Source organism: Marinimicrobium sp. ARAG 43.8, from assembly GCF_050113635.1.
Classification (GTDB): domain Bacteria; phylum Pseudomonadota; class Gammaproteobacteria; order Pseudomonadales; family Cellvibrionaceae; genus Marinimicrobium.
Map to the genome: position 1 here is coordinate 567,690 of NZ_JBNJLT010000001.1, position 14,537 is coordinate 582,226.

The following is a 14,537-nucleotide window of genomic DNA, read 5'->3' on the forward strand; positions in this document are numbered from 1 at the left end:
ATTCACTTTTGCCACCATCAACGTCGGCGAGGAAAACCATTGATGGGCAATAACCACCCTCGGGGAGATCGAATTACATGCACTTTCGCTCCACCGCCTTACTATTGCTGGCTCTTATCAGCCTGGGCGATTCGATATGTGCCTGGGCTGGCACCTACCGCATTGCGACCAGCGTCCAGAAGGACGGAACCGCCGGGCGGTTGATTGAAGAGGCCGTCCAACATATTGAGCAGCGCACTCAGGGGCGAGTACGCTTTAAAGTTTTTCACAACGGACTGCTCGGGGATCAGCTGCAATACCTTCAGCAGGTACAGCGCGGTGTTATTGATGCAGGGCTGGTCAATAGCGCGGCCCTGGAGAGCGTCATTCCGGAGTTTGGTGTCATCAATATGCCCTACCTCTTTCGCTCGGCGGACGAATACCGTGCCGTCATGAGTGATCCCAAGGTGCATCAAGCCCTCTTTGCCTCCGCCGCACGCCACCATTTTGCACCGCTGGCCTTCCTTAGTAGCGACTTTCGCAGTATCTACACCACCGTACCGGTCAATAGCATCGACGACCTCAAGGGATTGAAGCTGCGAAGCATCCCCAGCAAAACCTATATCGAAATGCTACAACGCTTTGGTGCCACTCCCGTGCTGTTACCTTTTGGGGAACTCTACTCCGGTCTCCAACAGGGCGTAGTCGACGGCGCAGAAGGTGGACTGGCTGGAATTTATCAGGCCAAGTTCGGTGAAGTCGCCAAGTATGCCCTGGTCACCGAGCAAACCCGTTTAACAGACTTTGTCGTCACCAGTTTGCAGTTCCCAGAGAAACTACAACCCGAAGACTGGGCTATCGTTCAGGAGGAGTTTCGCAAAGTCAGCCTGAAGTCTGTGGCGTTTGCCGAAGCCAACGAAACCAATGCCGTGGCACTCGCCAAGGAGTCGATGGGCGTGCGTTTCGTCCCTGTGGACAAGACGCCCTTTATTAACGCCGTAGAACCGATGTACCGCGAGGCACTCCAGGACCCCATCCAAAGAGCCACCCTGAAAGCCATTTTCCGGGCTGCGGGTCGCGAACTGCCTTGATTCTGTGTAATCATTCCTAGAGAGTCATTCATGACAACATCCCGCTCCATTGACGTAGGCCGAACGCTGACCTCCCTGACCAGTAAAGGTCTCGGTTACAGTCTCGCCGCGTTGGTGGCGGCCATGTCTCTCGCCATTTTCTATCAGGTTCTTTCCCGCTATTTATTCAACGCTCCGAGCATGCTAACGCAAGAATTTTTGCGGTACGCACTCATATGGCTGGGCCTTCTTGGCGGCGGCTACTGCTTTCTTCTGGACCGCCACCTGAACCTTCCGCTTCTCGTCGACGCGCTATCTGGAAAGAGCGAGCAATTCGTTCGGGCCCTTAATCACTACCTGACGTTGGGTTTTGGGGTAATTTTAATATGGGGTGGCTATGACTCATTCTTTTTCAACGCGTTAATGCGTACCCCCATGCTTCAAATTTCCATCGGAACACTACAAGTGGTGCTTGTTCTGGCCGGTATAACCACCGTATTCTCACAGCTCCGATGCTTGCTCATTTTGTGGAAAAGCGGCAACGCCTCGGCAGCACCACTCATTCTGCCTCTACCGCTGCTCGCGGCACTGATTGGCATCGTTTGGGCGATGGCACAGAGCGCAATTTTCCAAAGCTGGGTTTCACACTATCCCTCACTAAGCTCTCTGCTCGTCATGTTTGGCACTTTTTTTACCTTCCTGATTATTGGCAGCCCCATTGCCGTAGGCCTGGCTTTCTCTGGAATTTTAACGCTGTTCCTTCACATAAACCCCGCTACGGTGATGCCAACCATCGGTGAGACGATTTTCAGTGGACTGGACAGCTTCGGGTTTCTCGCGCTTCCCTTTTTCATTCTCGCGGGCCACCTCATGAATGAAACCGGGCTGGCACGACGCCTTATTGACTTGGCCATGATGTTGGGGCAACGGATTCCCGGCAGCCTATGGCAAGCGAACATTCTGTCCAATATGCTGTTTGGGACCTTATCAGGCTCAGGGATAGCCGCTGCATCCGCCATCGGCGGAATTACCACTCCGGTCGCGCGGGAGAAGGGGTACGACATGCCCATGACCACAGCGATCAATGCCGCCTCCGCGCCAGCAGGCATGCTGATTCCACCTTCGGGGGCACTGATTGTCTATTCCATTATTACCGGTGGTAGCGCGTCAATTATTGCGCTGTTCGTCGCCGGTTATCTGCCCGGCCTCATCATGAGCGGGTGCGTTATGCTGGTTGCGTTTCTATACGCCAAGCGCAAAGGCTACACCGCTGAAAACCATCATTACAGTCGCCGTGAAGCCGGACGAATTATCCTGAGAGCTCTACCCAGTTTATTAATGGTGGTTCTAGTCATAGGTGGCATTCTGGGTGGAGCCTTCACTGCGATTGAAGGCTCCGGGGTGGCCGTTCTTTACAGCTTAATTCTTGCGCTAATGTACCGCACACTCAGCCTGGCCTCCCTGCTAAAAGTGCTGATCGAAACGGCGGTGGTGTCGGGAGTCATCCTTTTTCTGATTGCCTGCTCCGGATTAATGAGCTGGACAATGACATTTACTTCTATTCCAGACACCATTGGTCATTTGCTCACGCTTCTGAGTGACAATAAATACGTTATTCTTTTATTGATTAATGCCATTCTCTTACTCGTTGGCGTGTTTATGGATATGTCGCCAGCAATGCTGATCTTTACCCCGATATTCTTTCCTGTAGTGACAGAACTAGGGGTCGACCCTATTCACTTTGGGATCATCATCGTCTACAACTTGGCACTCGGCGTAGTGACCCCTCCCGTTGGCACCGTGCTGTTTGTCTCTTGCAGCATTACAGGCGAAAAAATGACTCGCATTATTTCGCCTCTACTGCCTATTTTTGCCATGCAGGTAGCCGGTCTTTTACTGGTTACTTTCATCCCCGCCATAAGCCTGGCACTGCCAAAGCTTCTTGGCTTGTAGTAGCCCCCCTGGGGAAACAGAGCGCCCCCGTACCGGTGCTTAACATATAGGAGATAGATTATGAAAATCGCTTTGATGAATGAGTTCAGTCAAGCTGAAAAAAATCCCGTCGTTCTGGCCGAGCTTCAGCATGTTGCAAACAACGGCGGGCATACCGTTTTCAATGTCGGTATGAACGGGCCTGAGGATCACAGACTGACTTACATTCACTTGGGAATCATGGCCAGTCTGTTATTGAATGCCAGGGCCGTTGATTTCGTCGTCAGTGGTTGTGGGACCGGCCAGGGATCGCTTATGTCGCTGAACGCATACCCGGGGGTTACGTGCGGGTACTGTATCGATCCCTCAGATGCCTACTTGTTTGCGCAGATCAACAACGGTAACGCCCTTGCCCTTCCTTTCGCCAAAGGCTTTGGCTGGGGAGCGGAACTCAATATGCGTTACATTTTTGAAAAAGCGTTTGGCTCTGATCGCGGCCAGGGCTATCCTCCCGAACGGAAAGCCTCTCAAGTGGAAAACGCCGGGATTCTGAATGATATAAAACGCTGGGTCGCCAAAGACTACCTCGAAGCGCTCAAGAGCATCGATTCCGCCCTGGTGAAAACCGCGGTATCCGGGGAGCGTTTTCAGGAATGCTTTTTTGCTTACTGTCAGGACGAGGCTATCGAGCGCTTTGTAAGAGAAGTCATTGCGAATAATTAACGAGGCGCCGCAGAGATCACTCTGCGGTAACGCTGCTCAAAGCGTGTAATCAGCGACGCTCTAATACCGTCAAATCACTTGAATGCCAACGGCCTGAAAAGATACAAAAAAGCCCCGCATGGCGGGGCTTTTAGGACGATACCGGACGGCATCGGATGTCGAAATGGTGCCCAAGGCCGGACACTTAACCCACTGATATTAAAGGGCTACGCCCAATAAAACGTAAAACTTACGTAAAACTCACCCACCGAAGCAATACTCAGCCTACCGCCGCGAACCGGAATTGAACCCGCACACTCCTTTAAGCAGCCTGGTGCCCACCGACCACTGACACATTCTCGCAGAGGAAAGAGCCAAGGCGACCTATCCACCCGCCATGATATTCTCAGAGCGGGAGTACGCTCCCAAACCCGTGGATGCGTGGGCATTAGTTGTAACTATATGTTTTTATTGATTTTTCTGTTTTTCCCGCTCCACAATCCGCCCCTGTTTTTCCACATTTTTTACTTTCCAACCGTGGATGCTTTTTTAACCAATGTTCGCTCCTATCTCTCTATCTCTTTGAATTTAAAAGAAAAAGAAACCTAGAAAGGAATAATAGAGGTAGCCTTCACATCCACGGCTTTTTTGACTGGTTAAAAAATGATCCACGGATTTCAACCATCATCCACGCTTTTCTGTGGGCCTTCCCGTGGACAGTAGTTTGTTAAAAATCAAAGGGTTATAGTTATTTTTGGCTTTATCCACGGATCCACGCTTTGTTTTCCCCCTACCTCCGAACACTTCGACCAAAACCTTCTCGGTACATGAGCTATTGGAGCACTCCAAGGAGCCGTTGAAGACGCGCATAAGTGAATGATTTTGAATAAATTTTTTGACTATTGATTTCCTTCCGGACTCCAGAAGCGAAGCGCCTCCAGCACTATTTTCAGTTGGCTAAAAACCCACACGTTTAGCGCGCAGGCGGGGCGGGGAGTCGACAGCGCGCGAGCGCGGCTGAGAGCTTTAGTAGGGGCCGGAGAGAGCTGGGGTGAGGTAAGCCGCCGAATGGCGGCTCAAAGGCGCAGGAGAGGCGTTAACGGTTGGTTATGATCAGTTCGCGGGCTTTGCGGGCACGGCTGCCCTCCCCGCCTACGGTGTAGCGGATATCGACGGGAGAGAGCTTTAAGCGACTGAAGGCGGATCTCATTTCGGGAATGTCATTCACGCTGATAATGACCTGTCCTTTAGCCGCCAATGCCAGATCCGCCATGGCGTCATACTGGGAAAGCCCGAAGTCGGTCCCATAGCCAGCGGTGCCCCAATATGGTGGGTCCAAATAAAACAAGGTGTCGGGCCTATCGTAGCGCCGAAAGCACTCCTGCCAGTCCAGGCTTTCAATCGTGGTGCGAGAGAGACGAAGGTGCGCCGCGCTAAGTTCTTCTTCAAGCCGCAACAGGTTTAGTCCTGCAGGGCTGCGCACTGAAACGCCAAAACTCTGCCCCACCACTTTCGCACCAAAGGCCAGCTTCTGGAGGTAAAAAAATCGGGCAGCACGCTGGATATCAGTCAAGGTTCTAGGCTCGGCGGCTTGGTTCCACAAGTACTCCTGACGGCTGACCAGTGACCATTTGAAGTGCCGTGTGAATTCTTCCAGGTGGTGTTTAATGACTCGGTACAGGTTCACCAACTCGCCGTTTAGATCATTGATAATTTCATGTCTACTGGGGTCTTTCATAAAGAATAGTGCCGCACCACCACAAAAGGGTTCAACGTAAGTGGCGTGTGATTGAAACCGGGGCAGTATATGTTTTGCGAGGCGGCGTTTACCGCCCATCCAAGGAAGAACTGGCTTTGTCATGGGTACCTGCTTTCATTGCATTGGAATGGTAAAATAGTTTTAGCAATGAGCAGGCTTTAAAAAGCAGTAGTCGCACATTGTTGCGTCTTGGCAGGCGGCCACCTGCCAAGGCGTCACCTTTAATGGTTATCGGATTCAACACCCAATGAATAGGGTCGCCATTTGATAACTTCCTCTCCTACCAGGTCATTCAGCTCAAGCAGACGTTCCTGTAAAGGCTCCAGCTCATTCGCCACAAAAACCTTTGCCGCTTTCTCCACATCTCCAAAGCCACCCGTGTTCGCGGGGATGATGCCCATCAACTGAGGTGGCACTCTGTGCCCGGCCAATTGATCATCACGGCTGACGTTTTTAATGTTCCAGAAGTCATCCTTGGCGGCCACCTCACTGACCGGCAAAATTTGAATGCCGTCCTTCTTCCCATTTGGTGCATACATAAACAGGTTTCGAAAATTCCCGGGGCCTTTTGCATCCCGCAAGGCTTGACGCAAGTTATCAACATCTTCTTGCTTGTGTGCCGCGTCAGTCATATACAGGATAAAACCGGCATGGCTGCCATTCTCATAGTATTTCCGGCGAAACAACGTGGCTCCTTCATTCAGCATCACGCTTTGTAACGCACCGAGGTAATCTGGCACCCCGTAGACTTCCTGGTTTAAATCAGGCTCTTTCAAATGAGCAATGGATCCAAGGTCAAACTCCGTCTCATCCGACCAGTGGTGTACCCACCAAAAAGTACCTGGTTGCACCCCAACTCTCACGTAGCGAGCAAGTGCCGGACGAACCTCCAACAAACTCCCGAGCCGAGAGTGCACTTGCTGTGTATAGCAATTCCCCAGCACTAAGTAATCCAGCGCCAGTGTTGTAAAGCTACTTCGACGCAACCATTTGGTGGGCTGAAAGGTTCTGAGCAGAATGTTGCGCTTCACTTGTAAGGCCGATCCGTGGTGAGCCGTTGCCCGATACATTTTAGCCAAGGCCGCCAAGTCAACCGGTGGCTCGTAGTATCGAGCGTTGACTTGCCAGCAGCCGTTGTATAGAAAGTCATAACGGTTAAGAACCGGCTCTGGCGCACCGAAGGTAAACGCCTCCGGCTCCGCGTTCGATACAGCAGTCTGACGTTTCTGAGGTTTCCTGCGGCGTTTACTCATGAATAAATCTCAATAGTGGATTGACTGGTGCCCTCGCTGGGGCCGTCCAACGGTTCGTTCGCCAAGGCATGCATCGTGGCCCACGCCAATTCGGCATGCCCAGTGTCTTTACGGCGCCCTGCGGTATAGGTAATCTTTCGCCCGCTATCTGTCATAGTGCGGCGTATAGCCATGAATGACTGGGCAATATCTGTCCGCCCGGCGTCGAACTCTAAGCGGTTTCGGTCAATGACGTGCTGGGTCTTCAACACTAATCGGCTTTTGACTTCCGGCGAGTATTGAAAGCGATACACATTGTGAAATTCTTTTTCTACCAACTGAGCTACCGCATCCCCCAAGCCGGTGATATCGATGCCTATATAGCTCACGTTATAACGTCGGCACCACGCAAGAATTTCGTTTGCCTGTGCCTCATAATCCATGCCCCGCAGCTTTACTGCTTCGATGATCCTGTGCTTTTTCAGGATACTTTTGGCAGGAGCCACCGCGACCAGACCAGCGCCATCCCCGCTCTCTGAGTCACCGGAAGGGTCGTATCCCAACCAGACCTCAGTGTCGCCCAGAGGTCTGGGTGCAAACGGCTTTAAATCTCTCCATACCAGCCAGCTATCCACCATGCACGGCTGCAATTTACCCAGTGGGAATACCGACAGAGTGTCATCCATAAACTCACACATCAGTAGATTCATAAACTCGTCATGACTGTACTCAAGCCGTAACTGTTCCAAGTCAAACAGGTCGCAGCCACCCCGTATGGCATCCTCAACGGTGACGATCTGTCGCCATTGTCCATCTGGGCATAGCGCACCACGGGCCAAGGCTTCGTGACTGATATCAAATTTGCAGCGTTGATCTTTGGGGCGGCGTTTGTTGAACAGGTCGCCATTCCAGAAGGGGTATGCCTCGTGCGTAATGCTTGATGGTGTGGAGATATAGGTTTGATGCCATTTTTTATGCATCGCCATCCCACTGGCGACTTTACGAAACTCCTGGAATTTCTGGATCCAGAAGTATTCATCCATGTAAATATCCCCGTGGTAGCTTTGCGCTGTTCGGGCATTTGTTCCTAGGAAGTGGAGGTGCGCCCCGTTGGGAAGAACGATAGGATCGCCCTTGAGCTCTACGCCCGTCTTCTCACGCACAAACTGAATGATGTACTGGCGAAAAACATGCGCTTGCGCCTTGGAAGCACTCAGGAAAATTTTGTTTTTCCCGGTTTCCAAAGCGTTGCAAATGGCCTCACGGGCAAAATACCATGTAGCACCAATCTGCCGGGATTTCAGCAGGTTACGAATCCGGTTTTCAACACTGGCCCGATACCATCCACGTTGGTACTCAAACAATCCGTCGTGAAATGCATCCAGAATCGCTAGAACACCTTCTTCACCAACGTCATTCCGTTGTGGCTTTCTCTTGGGGCCTGCGTTTCGGTTATTGATGGTTGGATTGAGATCACTCTCTTTCCCCGTCTCGTTATACTTACCTACTCTGGCCATGCGCTCCATCTGCCGCCCCAGGAGATCAATCTCCTTGAAATCCTTGCCCTCTTTCGGTTCCTTGTTGATCAACTGGACCATGCGGGCTTCCAGCGCACATTCCACGCGATCAAGCGGCATGGCCTCATCCCATTGGTCCCGGCGCTTCCAGTTATGCACCGTTGCGGGGTTCTCGCCAAGTTGTTCTGCGATTCGCGCGATTCTCCACCCTTGCCAATACAACATTCGAGCTTGCTGGCGGGGGGCTAAATCAGGGAGGATAGTTTGAGTGCTGGTTTCCATGGCGCCAGTTTGATAGTGATACGGTGCTTGAGCATTGCCGGTATGCTGTAAATCCCCCTCTTACTTCACGGACGGCTTGGCTCGCGTGAACGGTTTGTTGATTCTGTGCACAAACCCATACGACCCGAGAGGCACTACCGTGAAAAAATTCCGTATCGCGCGCGAAGGCGCCACCACGGACGGCCGCAACATCAGCCGTGCGTGGATTGAGCAGATGGCCAAGAACTACAACCCCAAAGAATACGGCGCGCGTATCAATCTTGAGCATTTCAAAGGTGTTCTACCTGACGGCCCCTTCCGAGCGTACGGCGACGTGGTTGCACTCAGCACTGAAGAGCATAACGGCAAGCTTTGCCTGATAGGGGAGCTGGACCCAACTGACGATCTGGTAGAGCTTTCCAAGAAACGTCAGAAGGTGTATTGCAGCATTGAAGTCGATCCGGACTTTGCAGATACCGGAGAGGCGTACTTGGTAGGACTTGCGGTTACCGATACACCCGCTACGTTGGGGGCGGAAATGCTGAAGTTCTCAGCTTCTGCCTCAGCCAATCCTTTGGCCGCCCGCAAACAATCGCCCCGAAACCTATTCAGCGCCGCAGAGTTTGAGTTGGATTTCTCAGGCCATGAGCCATCCGAGCCAGAAACCAGCCTGGTCGACACCGTTAAACAACTGTTCTCTAAGCACCGAAAGGCATCAACCACGCAGTTCGCTGATTTCAAGCGTGACCTGGAAGAGGCTATGGGTTGCCTGGTAGAGAAAGTTAGCGAATTGGATGAACAGGTTCGCGCTGTAACGGCTGCTGACAATGACCAAAAGTTCGCCCAGCTTAAAGCCGACTTTGATCAGCTAAAGTCCGCACTGGACTCGACACCGGGGAACCACTACCAACGGACCACGGCCACCGGTGGAGACAACACTATCCAGACGGACTGCTAGATCGTCACACACCAATGCGGGCAACTCCCCCAACAACTGACAATGAAAGGCAACCACTATGCGCAATGAAACCCGGAAAGTGTTTGAGCAATACGCCCACCGTATCGCTCAACTCAATGGCGTCAGCGACGCTACCAAAACCTTTAGTGTTGAACCCAGCGTACAGCAAACACTGGAAAGCAAAATTCAGGAATCTAGCGACTTCTTACGCCAGATCAATGTTATTGGTGTGAAAGAGCTAAAAGGTGAAAAAGTGGGTGTTGGCGTTTCCGGCCCTGTCGCATCACGCACCAACACCACAGACAGCCCCCGGAAACCTCGCGACGTTTCCGCCTTGGACAAAAACGGTTACGAATGCCAGTTCACCGAGTTTGACACGTTTATCCGCTACGCCTCTCTGGATGCCTGGGCCAAGTTTCCTGACTTCCAATCCCGGCTGCGGGACGCCATCATTCATCGCCAGGCACTGGACCGCATCATGGTCGGTTTTAACGGCACCAGCGTAGCGACCCAAACGAACCGAACAACAAACCCGCTCCTCCAAGACGTGAACAAGGGATGGCTGCAGAAGTACCGCGAGAACGCATCACAACGGGTTTTGCAGGAGGGCTCTGAAGGCGGAGTCATTCGCGTGGGTAAAGGTGGTGATTACGCGAACCTTGATGCCGTGGTTTACGATGCCGTCAATGAACTGATTGATCCGTGGCACCGTGAAAGCACCGAACTGGTCGCGATCTGTGGTCGAAAGCTGTTGAGTGACAAGTACTTCCCTCTGATCAACACCGACAACGCCCCCACTGAAAAACTGGCACTGGATATGGTGGTGAGCCAGAAACGCTTGGGTGGACAACAGGCCGTGCGCGCCCCTTATGTGCCGGACGGAGCCATTCTCATTACCGCTCTTTCCAACCTGAGCCTGTACTGGCAAGAAGGTGCTCGCCGCCGCCATATCAAAGAAGCCCCCGAGTACAACCGCGTGGAGAACTACGAGTCATCCAACGATGATTACGTGGTGGAAGACTATGGTTTCGGCTGTTTGATTGAAAACATTGAGCTGGGCGACTTCACAGAAGCCCAACAAGGGTAAGGAGCCGCTATGACCAGCCCCGCTCGAAAACATTTCCTGAAAGCCTCTGCCGCCGCTCAAGCGGCGCAGAGCCAACAGGACGCGCCTCAAACCGGAGACGCTTACCAGTTGATGAAAGTCGCTTTGCTTGAAGATCGTCGTCGACTGCACGATGTGCAAAGTATTGAACGGAAGATCGAACTCAAACGCGAGTTGCTGCCGCAGTACCAGGAATACATTGACGGCGTACTCGACGCTGGCAAAGGCGCCCAGGACGATGTGCTTACCACCCTCATGGTATGGCACCTTGATGTGGGCCAACTGAATATCGCCGTCGCCATTGGCGAGTATGTACTTGAGCACGACCTGAACACACCGGAAGAGTACCAGCGTAAACCCGCCGCCGTTCTGTTGGAGGACGCCGCAGAAGCGATTTTGCGCAAAGATATTAAACCGGTATGGAAACAGGGCAGCATCGAAAACCGGATTATTCCAGACGGCGACCAAGGCATTGATGCTGTGGAGGACCTAAAGCTACTGGCTCGCATTGCCGCCCTTACCGAGAAGCATGATATGCACGACCAAGTGCGCGCCAAACTTTTCAAGGCCAGCGGCTACCTGCAAGCCTTGCTGGGGGATTACCGGCTGGCACTCGACAATTTAGAGCGAGCCAAATCACTGAACGAACACGCAGGCGTCAAGAAAGACATTGAAAACCTGCAGCGTCTGGTTAACGAATAACCGGACAGTACCGAGTCGACCTCGACGCCAGGCGGCGCGGAAGGCTGGCGCAGTTTACTGCAAAAGCCGACCGCCCACCGCCTTCTAAGGGAAACACCATGAATCTGATCGCTCCGAACACACCCGCCGTCAACGAAGAGGCCGACAAGACCTTAGCCAACCACAGCTTCTTCCCGGAGATCAGCGTGTTGGCATTTCGACGCGCCATGCGCGTAGATACAGTGACCACATCCGAACGAGCCGAACACGCCCTGGAAGCCGCCATGCTCGAAGCAAACAATCGCCTATGGAACTGGGTCATGGCTTGCAAAGCAAACGGCGTGGATTCATTGAAAGACGTACCTTCACAGCGCGGTCAACCCGAAGGCGCAGCAGAACGGCTTTATCAGCGCGCGGTTTACTGTCTGGCAAAAGCCAATGTCGTCGAACGCTACCGCGACTACGACACCACCCGAGAAGGGCATGGTAAGGCTACGGAATTGGAACCCGTGGCCGACGATTACCGGCGGGATGCAGCCTGGGCCATCAATGACCTAATGGGTGAATCCAGAACCACGGTGGAACTGATATGAGTGACACCTCCGACAGCGTTACCGCTCGACATGGCGATACCGTGGACGCCATGTGCCACCGCCACTACGGACGCACGGCAAAGGTCACCGAAGCGGTACTGGAAGCCAACCCCGGACTGGCCGAGCTAGGCCCACTGCTGCCGTCAGGCACCCCAGTCAATATGCCCATCGTTAACAACGAGCCCACAAGCACCACCGTGAAATTGTGGGACTGATTACAACAGGAGCCATCATGGCCGAGCCGAGTACCACTGCTGTTGCGGCAACCACCACAGCCGGAATCACACTAACGGCGCTACTGACCGGACTGGATGCCAACACGCTCATTGGCGCCACCGCAGGCGCAAGCCTGTTCGTTATGAGCAGCAAAGATTTAAAACTGGTTCATCGGTTTGTTTACCTGATCATCAGCCTTTTTATGGGCTATGTAGGCGGCCCAGCGGTGCTCGGTCATATTTTTGGTGAACCCGCCGTCAGCAGCTTCGTATTTTCCGCCTGCGTGATTGGCTTGGGCTTGAAGCTCATCAACAGTGTGGACCAGATAGATATCAATCAATGGCTTCGCCCGAAATAGGAGGGGTTATGGAGTTGGCAACGTCTATCGCAAACTGGGTCGCCGCTCTGGCCAATATTTACATGGCCCTGCGGCTTCTAACCTTCCGCCGAGGAAAGCGCCGCTACCGTCGAGGCGTTGCCTTTCTGGCGTGGTTGTTGATCAACCTGACCTTGTGCATGGCGGCATGGCTGATCCTTGCCGGATTTACTCACAGTGTTATTGCACACTTGTACGCGGGGCTTTGCGTCGGCATGGCCTGGCTGTTTTTGCGGCACAAGGGAAACCTTGGCGCTTTCTTTTAGGAGAAAACCATGCCCGATATCGATTGGTCCCAATACCCGGACTTCACCCCGGATGAATTTCGCTGTAAGGAAACCGGAGAACTTAACGTAGACGACGACTTTTTAATTCGGCTTCAGGCACTGCGCACCGAGTACGGACAGCCAATGATCATCACCAGCGGCTACCGCTCCCCACAGCACAGTATTGAAGCGGAAAAATCCACACCCGGCCAACACGCCAACGGCATAGCCGTCGATGTTCGCACTCAAGGCAACAACGCCTGGGACTTAGTCGCACTGGCCGTACAACACGGTTTCTACGGCATTGGCGTTTCCCAGAAAAACGGGAAGCCTCGATTTATTCACCTGGACACCCGCCCTCACGCTCAACGTGCGATCTGGAGCTACTAAATCATGGCCTCTAAGATAAAGCTCATCGGCAGTGCTGCCATCATCGCCTTGCTGTTGCTCCTGGGCATTGCCTGGCAAACCATCGCGCTGCATAAGACCCAAACACAGCTGGCCGAACAGCGTGGCAAAACCGAGCGCATAAAAACGCAGCACCAAAGCCTGAGTGCTAACTACGCTCAGGCTCAATCAACGATTGACACCCTGCGCAACCTAAGCCGGAATAGAGCCCGAGAGCACAACCACCTGCAACAACAACTGGCCTCAATGACTCAGGCCGCCGATGACCGTGTGCAAACACTCAGGAGACTGCAACGTGAAAATGCCACCCTACGTGACTGGGCTAACCAGCCTCTGCCTGACCTTATTCGTCGGGTGCACAACCACCCCACCTTCACCTCCGCCGCCGATTATCGAGCTTACCTGCAACACACCAACGCCCTGCCAGCTAAGAGCGAGCGCGCCCCAAGTAAACGGTGATATGAACCTCGCACTTGAGCAGGTGCGAGCAGACTGGGCGCTATGCGCCGAACAAGTGGATGCGATCATTCGTTGCCACCAGAAGGCTCTGGATACACCATGAAAAAGCTCAATGACTTACGCGACTATTTGATGCAACGCGTTCCGTCCCTCAAGCGTGACCCGGACCGCCTGTTAACCTTCGTGGAAGACGGACGGATTATTTTCCACCCCGGTAACAACTACTCGCACCAATACCGCCTGCCCGCCCGCATTATCGTCACGGACTGGGCCGGTAATGTGGACGACATTGTGCTACCGCTACTGGAGTGGATCAGTGTGCGGGAGCCAGGCTTTAACCCGGAAGAGATACTGAGATTTGAAAGCGAAATTCTGGACAAGGAGAAGGTAGACCTGGCCTTTACCGTTCAACTCACAGAACGGGTGGTGGTAACCTTCCAGGAGGGACAACGCACCATCACTCATATACTGCCCGAACCAGCCATGCAAATGAATGCCGATGCCTCATGGGAGCTGACAACGAGCGGCCCGGATGGGACACGCACCGTTCCTGACGACGGAGCCTAGCAGTGAACGATCTGGAGCAGCTTGGTGAGTGGTTAACCCCACACTTAAATAAGCTGGGCAATGCCGCCCGCCGCCGATTAACGGCGGCCATTGCGCGCGACTTACGACGCAGCAATCAGCAGCGCATCAAACAACAAGTCGAGCCGGACGGCACACCCTTCGCGCCACGCGCACCGCTTCGCAGCCAACGCGGCCGCCTGCGGCGCAAAGGCATGTTTACCAAGTTACGGCAAACCAAACACCTGCGTATTTCCAGTTCACCCAATGCCGCATCGGTCCAGCTGCTGTCCCGAGCGGGCCGTATTGCTGCAGTGCACCACTACGGCCTTAGAGACAAGGTCACACCCGATGGCCCCGAGCACCACTACCCCTCACGCGAGCTGCTGGGCTTTTCCAGAGTTGATCAGGAACGCATTCTGGACCAGGTGTATCAGTTGATTGGCAGTGGAAAGTAGA

General features: G+C 53.3%; 17 protein-coding genes. 14 read left to right on the forward strand and 3 right to left on the reverse strand.

Annotation, left to right across the window (positions count from 1 at the left end; translation table 11 throughout):
* Positions 1-77 precede the first annotated feature (77 nt).
* The 3 genes from dctP to ACQCLF_RS02330 are packed head-to-tail and all read left to right on the forward strand — an operon-like array spanning position 78 to position 3,704.
* Positions 78-1,070, forward strand: a complete 993-nt coding sequence (gene dctP / locus ACQCLF_RS02320; protein WP_426984702.1) for a TRAP transporter substrate-binding protein DctP — start codon at positions 78-80, stop codon at positions 1,068-1,070.
* Positions 1,071-1,100: 30 nt separating this feature from the next.
* Complete coding sequence (locus ACQCLF_RS02325; RefSeq protein WP_426984703.1) at positions 1,101-3,002, forward strand: TRAP transporter large permease subunit; 1,902 nt, start codon at positions 1,101-1,103, stop codon at positions 3,000-3,002.
* A 60-nt stretch (positions 3,003-3,062) separates the two neighbouring features.
* Positions 3,063-3,704: an RpiB/LacA/LacB family sugar-phosphate isomerase gene (locus tag ACQCLF_RS02330; RefSeq protein WP_426984704.1), complete on the forward strand. Its 642-nt coding sequence runs from the start codon at positions 3,063-3,065 to the stop codon at positions 3,702-3,704.
* Between the two features lie 1,075 nt (positions 3,705-4,779).
* Here the strand turns inward: ACQCLF_RS02330 and ACQCLF_RS02335 are convergent.
* From ACQCLF_RS02335 to ACQCLF_RS02345, 3 genes are all read right to left on the reverse strand, one after another.
* Positions 4,780-5,544, reverse strand: coding sequence for a DNA adenine methylase (locus ACQCLF_RS02335; protein ID WP_426984705.1), 765 nt, complete (start codon positions 5,542-5,544; stop codon positions 4,780-4,782).
* A gap of 119 nt (positions 5,545-5,663) precedes the next feature.
* Complete coding sequence (locus ACQCLF_RS02340; RefSeq protein ID WP_426984706.1) at positions 5,664-6,695, reverse strand: phage portal protein; 1,032 nt, start codon at positions 6,693-6,695, stop codon at positions 5,664-5,666.
* Entirely contained in the window at positions 6,692-8,473 is a 1,782-nt protein-coding gene (locus ACQCLF_RS02345) for a terminase large subunit domain-containing protein (RefSeq protein WP_426984707.1), read from the reverse strand. The genes ACQCLF_RS02340 and ACQCLF_RS02345 overlap by 4 nt, the downstream gene beginning before the upstream one ends.
* A gap of 139 nt (positions 8,474-8,612) precedes the next feature.
* Between ACQCLF_RS02345 and ACQCLF_RS02350 the strand changes: the two genes are divergently transcribed.
* The 11 genes from ACQCLF_RS02350 (at position 8,613) to ACQCLF_RS02400 (ending at position 14,536) form a co-directional block, all read left to right on the forward strand.
* A complete protein-coding gene (locus ACQCLF_RS02350; protein WP_426984708.1) occupies positions 8,613-9,410 on the forward strand; it encodes a GPO family capsid scaffolding protein in 798 nt (265 codons plus the stop codon).
* Positions 9,411-9,468: 58 nt separating this feature from the next.
* Positions 9,469-10,497 (forward strand): phage major capsid protein, P2 family, encoded by a 1,029-nt coding sequence (locus tag ACQCLF_RS02355; protein ID WP_426984709.1) that lies wholly within the window; start codon positions 9,469-9,471, stop codon positions 10,495-10,497.
* Positions 10,498-10,506: 9 nt separating this feature from the next.
* Positions 10,507-11,217, forward strand: coding sequence for a phage terminase small subunit (gene gpM, locus ACQCLF_RS02360; protein WP_426984710.1), 711 nt, complete (start codon positions 10,507-10,509; stop codon positions 11,215-11,217).
* Between the two features lie 98 nt (positions 11,218-11,315).
* Positions 11,316-11,789 carry a head completion/stabilization protein gene (locus ACQCLF_RS02365; protein WP_426984711.1) on the forward strand — a complete coding sequence of 158 codons (474 nt, stop codon included), beginning with the start codon at positions 11,316-11,318 and terminating at the stop codon, positions 11,787-11,789.
* The gene (locus ACQCLF_RS02370; protein ID WP_426984712.1) at positions 11,786-12,004 is read left to right on the forward strand and encodes a tail protein X; all 219 of its coding nucleotides are present in this window, start codon (positions 11,786-11,788) and stop codon (positions 12,002-12,004) included. The genes ACQCLF_RS02365 and ACQCLF_RS02370 overlap by 4 nt, the downstream gene beginning before the upstream one ends.
* A gap of 17 nt (positions 12,005-12,021) precedes the next feature.
* Positions 12,022-12,363, forward strand: coding sequence for a putative holin (locus ACQCLF_RS02375; protein WP_426984713.1), 342 nt, complete (start codon positions 12,022-12,024; stop codon positions 12,361-12,363).
* A gap of 8 nt (positions 12,364-12,371) precedes the next feature.
* The gene (locus ACQCLF_RS02380; RefSeq protein WP_426984714.1) at positions 12,372-12,647 is read left to right on the forward strand and encodes a phage holin family protein; all 276 of its coding nucleotides are present in this window, start codon (positions 12,372-12,374) and stop codon (positions 12,645-12,647) included.
* Between the two features lie 9 nt (positions 12,648-12,656).
* Complete coding sequence (locus ACQCLF_RS02385) at positions 12,657-13,037, forward strand: YcbK family protein (protein ID WP_426984715.1); 381 nt, start codon at positions 12,657-12,659, stop codon at positions 13,035-13,037.
* 319 nt (positions 13,038-13,356) lie between these two features.
* A complete protein-coding gene (gene lysC, locus ACQCLF_RS02390; protein WP_426985221.1) occupies positions 13,357-13,617 on the forward strand; it encodes an Rz1-like lysis system protein LysC in 261 nt (86 codons plus the stop codon).
* Positions 13,614-14,081, forward strand: coding sequence for a phage tail protein (locus tag ACQCLF_RS02395; RefSeq protein WP_426984716.1), 468 nt, complete (start codon positions 13,614-13,616; stop codon positions 14,079-14,081). The genes lysC and ACQCLF_RS02395 overlap by 4 nt, the downstream gene beginning before the upstream one ends.
* A gap of 2 nt (positions 14,082-14,083) precedes the next feature.
* The gene (locus tag ACQCLF_RS02400; protein WP_426984717.1) at positions 14,084-14,536 is read left to right on the forward strand and encodes a phage virion morphogenesis protein; all 453 of its coding nucleotides are present in this window, start codon (positions 14,084-14,086) and stop codon (positions 14,534-14,536) included.
* Position 14,537: the final 1 nt, after the last annotated feature.

What these genes read in the sequence shown, in the direction of transcription:
- ACQCLF_RS02395 (WP_426984716.1), top strand. Translation starts at nt 13,614, where the DNA reads ATGAAAAAGCTCAATGACTTACGCGACTATTTGATGCAACGCGTTCCG.
- ACQCLF_RS02340 (WP_426984706.1), bottom strand. Translation starts at nt 6,695, where the DNA reads ATGAGTAAACGCCGCAGGAAACCTCAGAAACGTCAGACTGCTGTATCG.
- ACQCLF_RS02355 (WP_426984709.1), top strand. Translation starts at nt 9,469, where the DNA reads ATGCGCAATGAAACCCGGAAAGTGTTTGAGCAATACGCCCACCGTATC.
- gpM (WP_426984710.1), top strand. Translation starts at nt 10,507, where the DNA reads ATGACCAGCCCCGCTCGAAAACATTTCCTGAAAGCCTCTGCCGCCGCT.
- dctP (WP_426984702.1), top strand. Translation starts at nt 78, where the DNA reads ATGCACTTTCGCTCCACCGCCTTACTATTGCTGGCTCTTATCAGCCTG.
- ACQCLF_RS02325 (WP_426984703.1), top strand. Translation starts at nt 1,101, where the DNA reads ATGACAACATCCCGCTCCATTGACGTAGGCCGAACGCTGACCTCCCTG.
- ACQCLF_RS02345 (WP_426984707.1), bottom strand. Translation starts at nt 8,473, where the DNA reads ATGGAAACCAGCACTCAAACTATCCTCCCTGATTTAGCCCCCCGCCAG.
- ACQCLF_RS02385 (WP_426984715.1), top strand. Translation starts at nt 12,657, where the DNA reads ATGCCCGATATCGATTGGTCCCAATACCCGGACTTCACCCCGGATGAA.
- ACQCLF_RS02370 (WP_426984712.1), top strand. Translation starts at nt 11,786, where the DNA reads ATGAGTGACACCTCCGACAGCGTTACCGCTCGACATGGCGATACCGTG.
- ACQCLF_RS02365 (WP_426984711.1), top strand. Translation starts at nt 11,316, where the DNA reads ATGAATCTGATCGCTCCGAACACACCCGCCGTCAACGAAGAGGCCGAC.
- ACQCLF_RS02335 (WP_426984705.1), bottom strand. Translation starts at nt 5,544, where the DNA reads ATGACAAAGCCAGTTCTTCCTTGGATGGGCGGTAAACGCCGCCTCGCA.
- ACQCLF_RS02330 (WP_426984704.1), top strand. Translation starts at nt 3,063, where the DNA reads ATGAAAATCGCTTTGATGAATGAGTTCAGTCAAGCTGAAAAAAATCCC.
- lysC (WP_426985221.1), top strand. Translation starts at nt 13,357, where the DNA reads ATGCCACCCTACGTGACTGGGCTAACCAGCCTCTGCCTGACCTTATTC.
- ACQCLF_RS02375 (WP_426984713.1), top strand. Translation starts at nt 12,022, where the DNA reads ATGGCCGAGCCGAGTACCACTGCTGTTGCGGCAACCACCACAGCCGGA.
- ACQCLF_RS02380 (WP_426984714.1), top strand. Translation starts at nt 12,372, where the DNA reads ATGGAGTTGGCAACGTCTATCGCAAACTGGGTCGCCGCTCTGGCCAAT.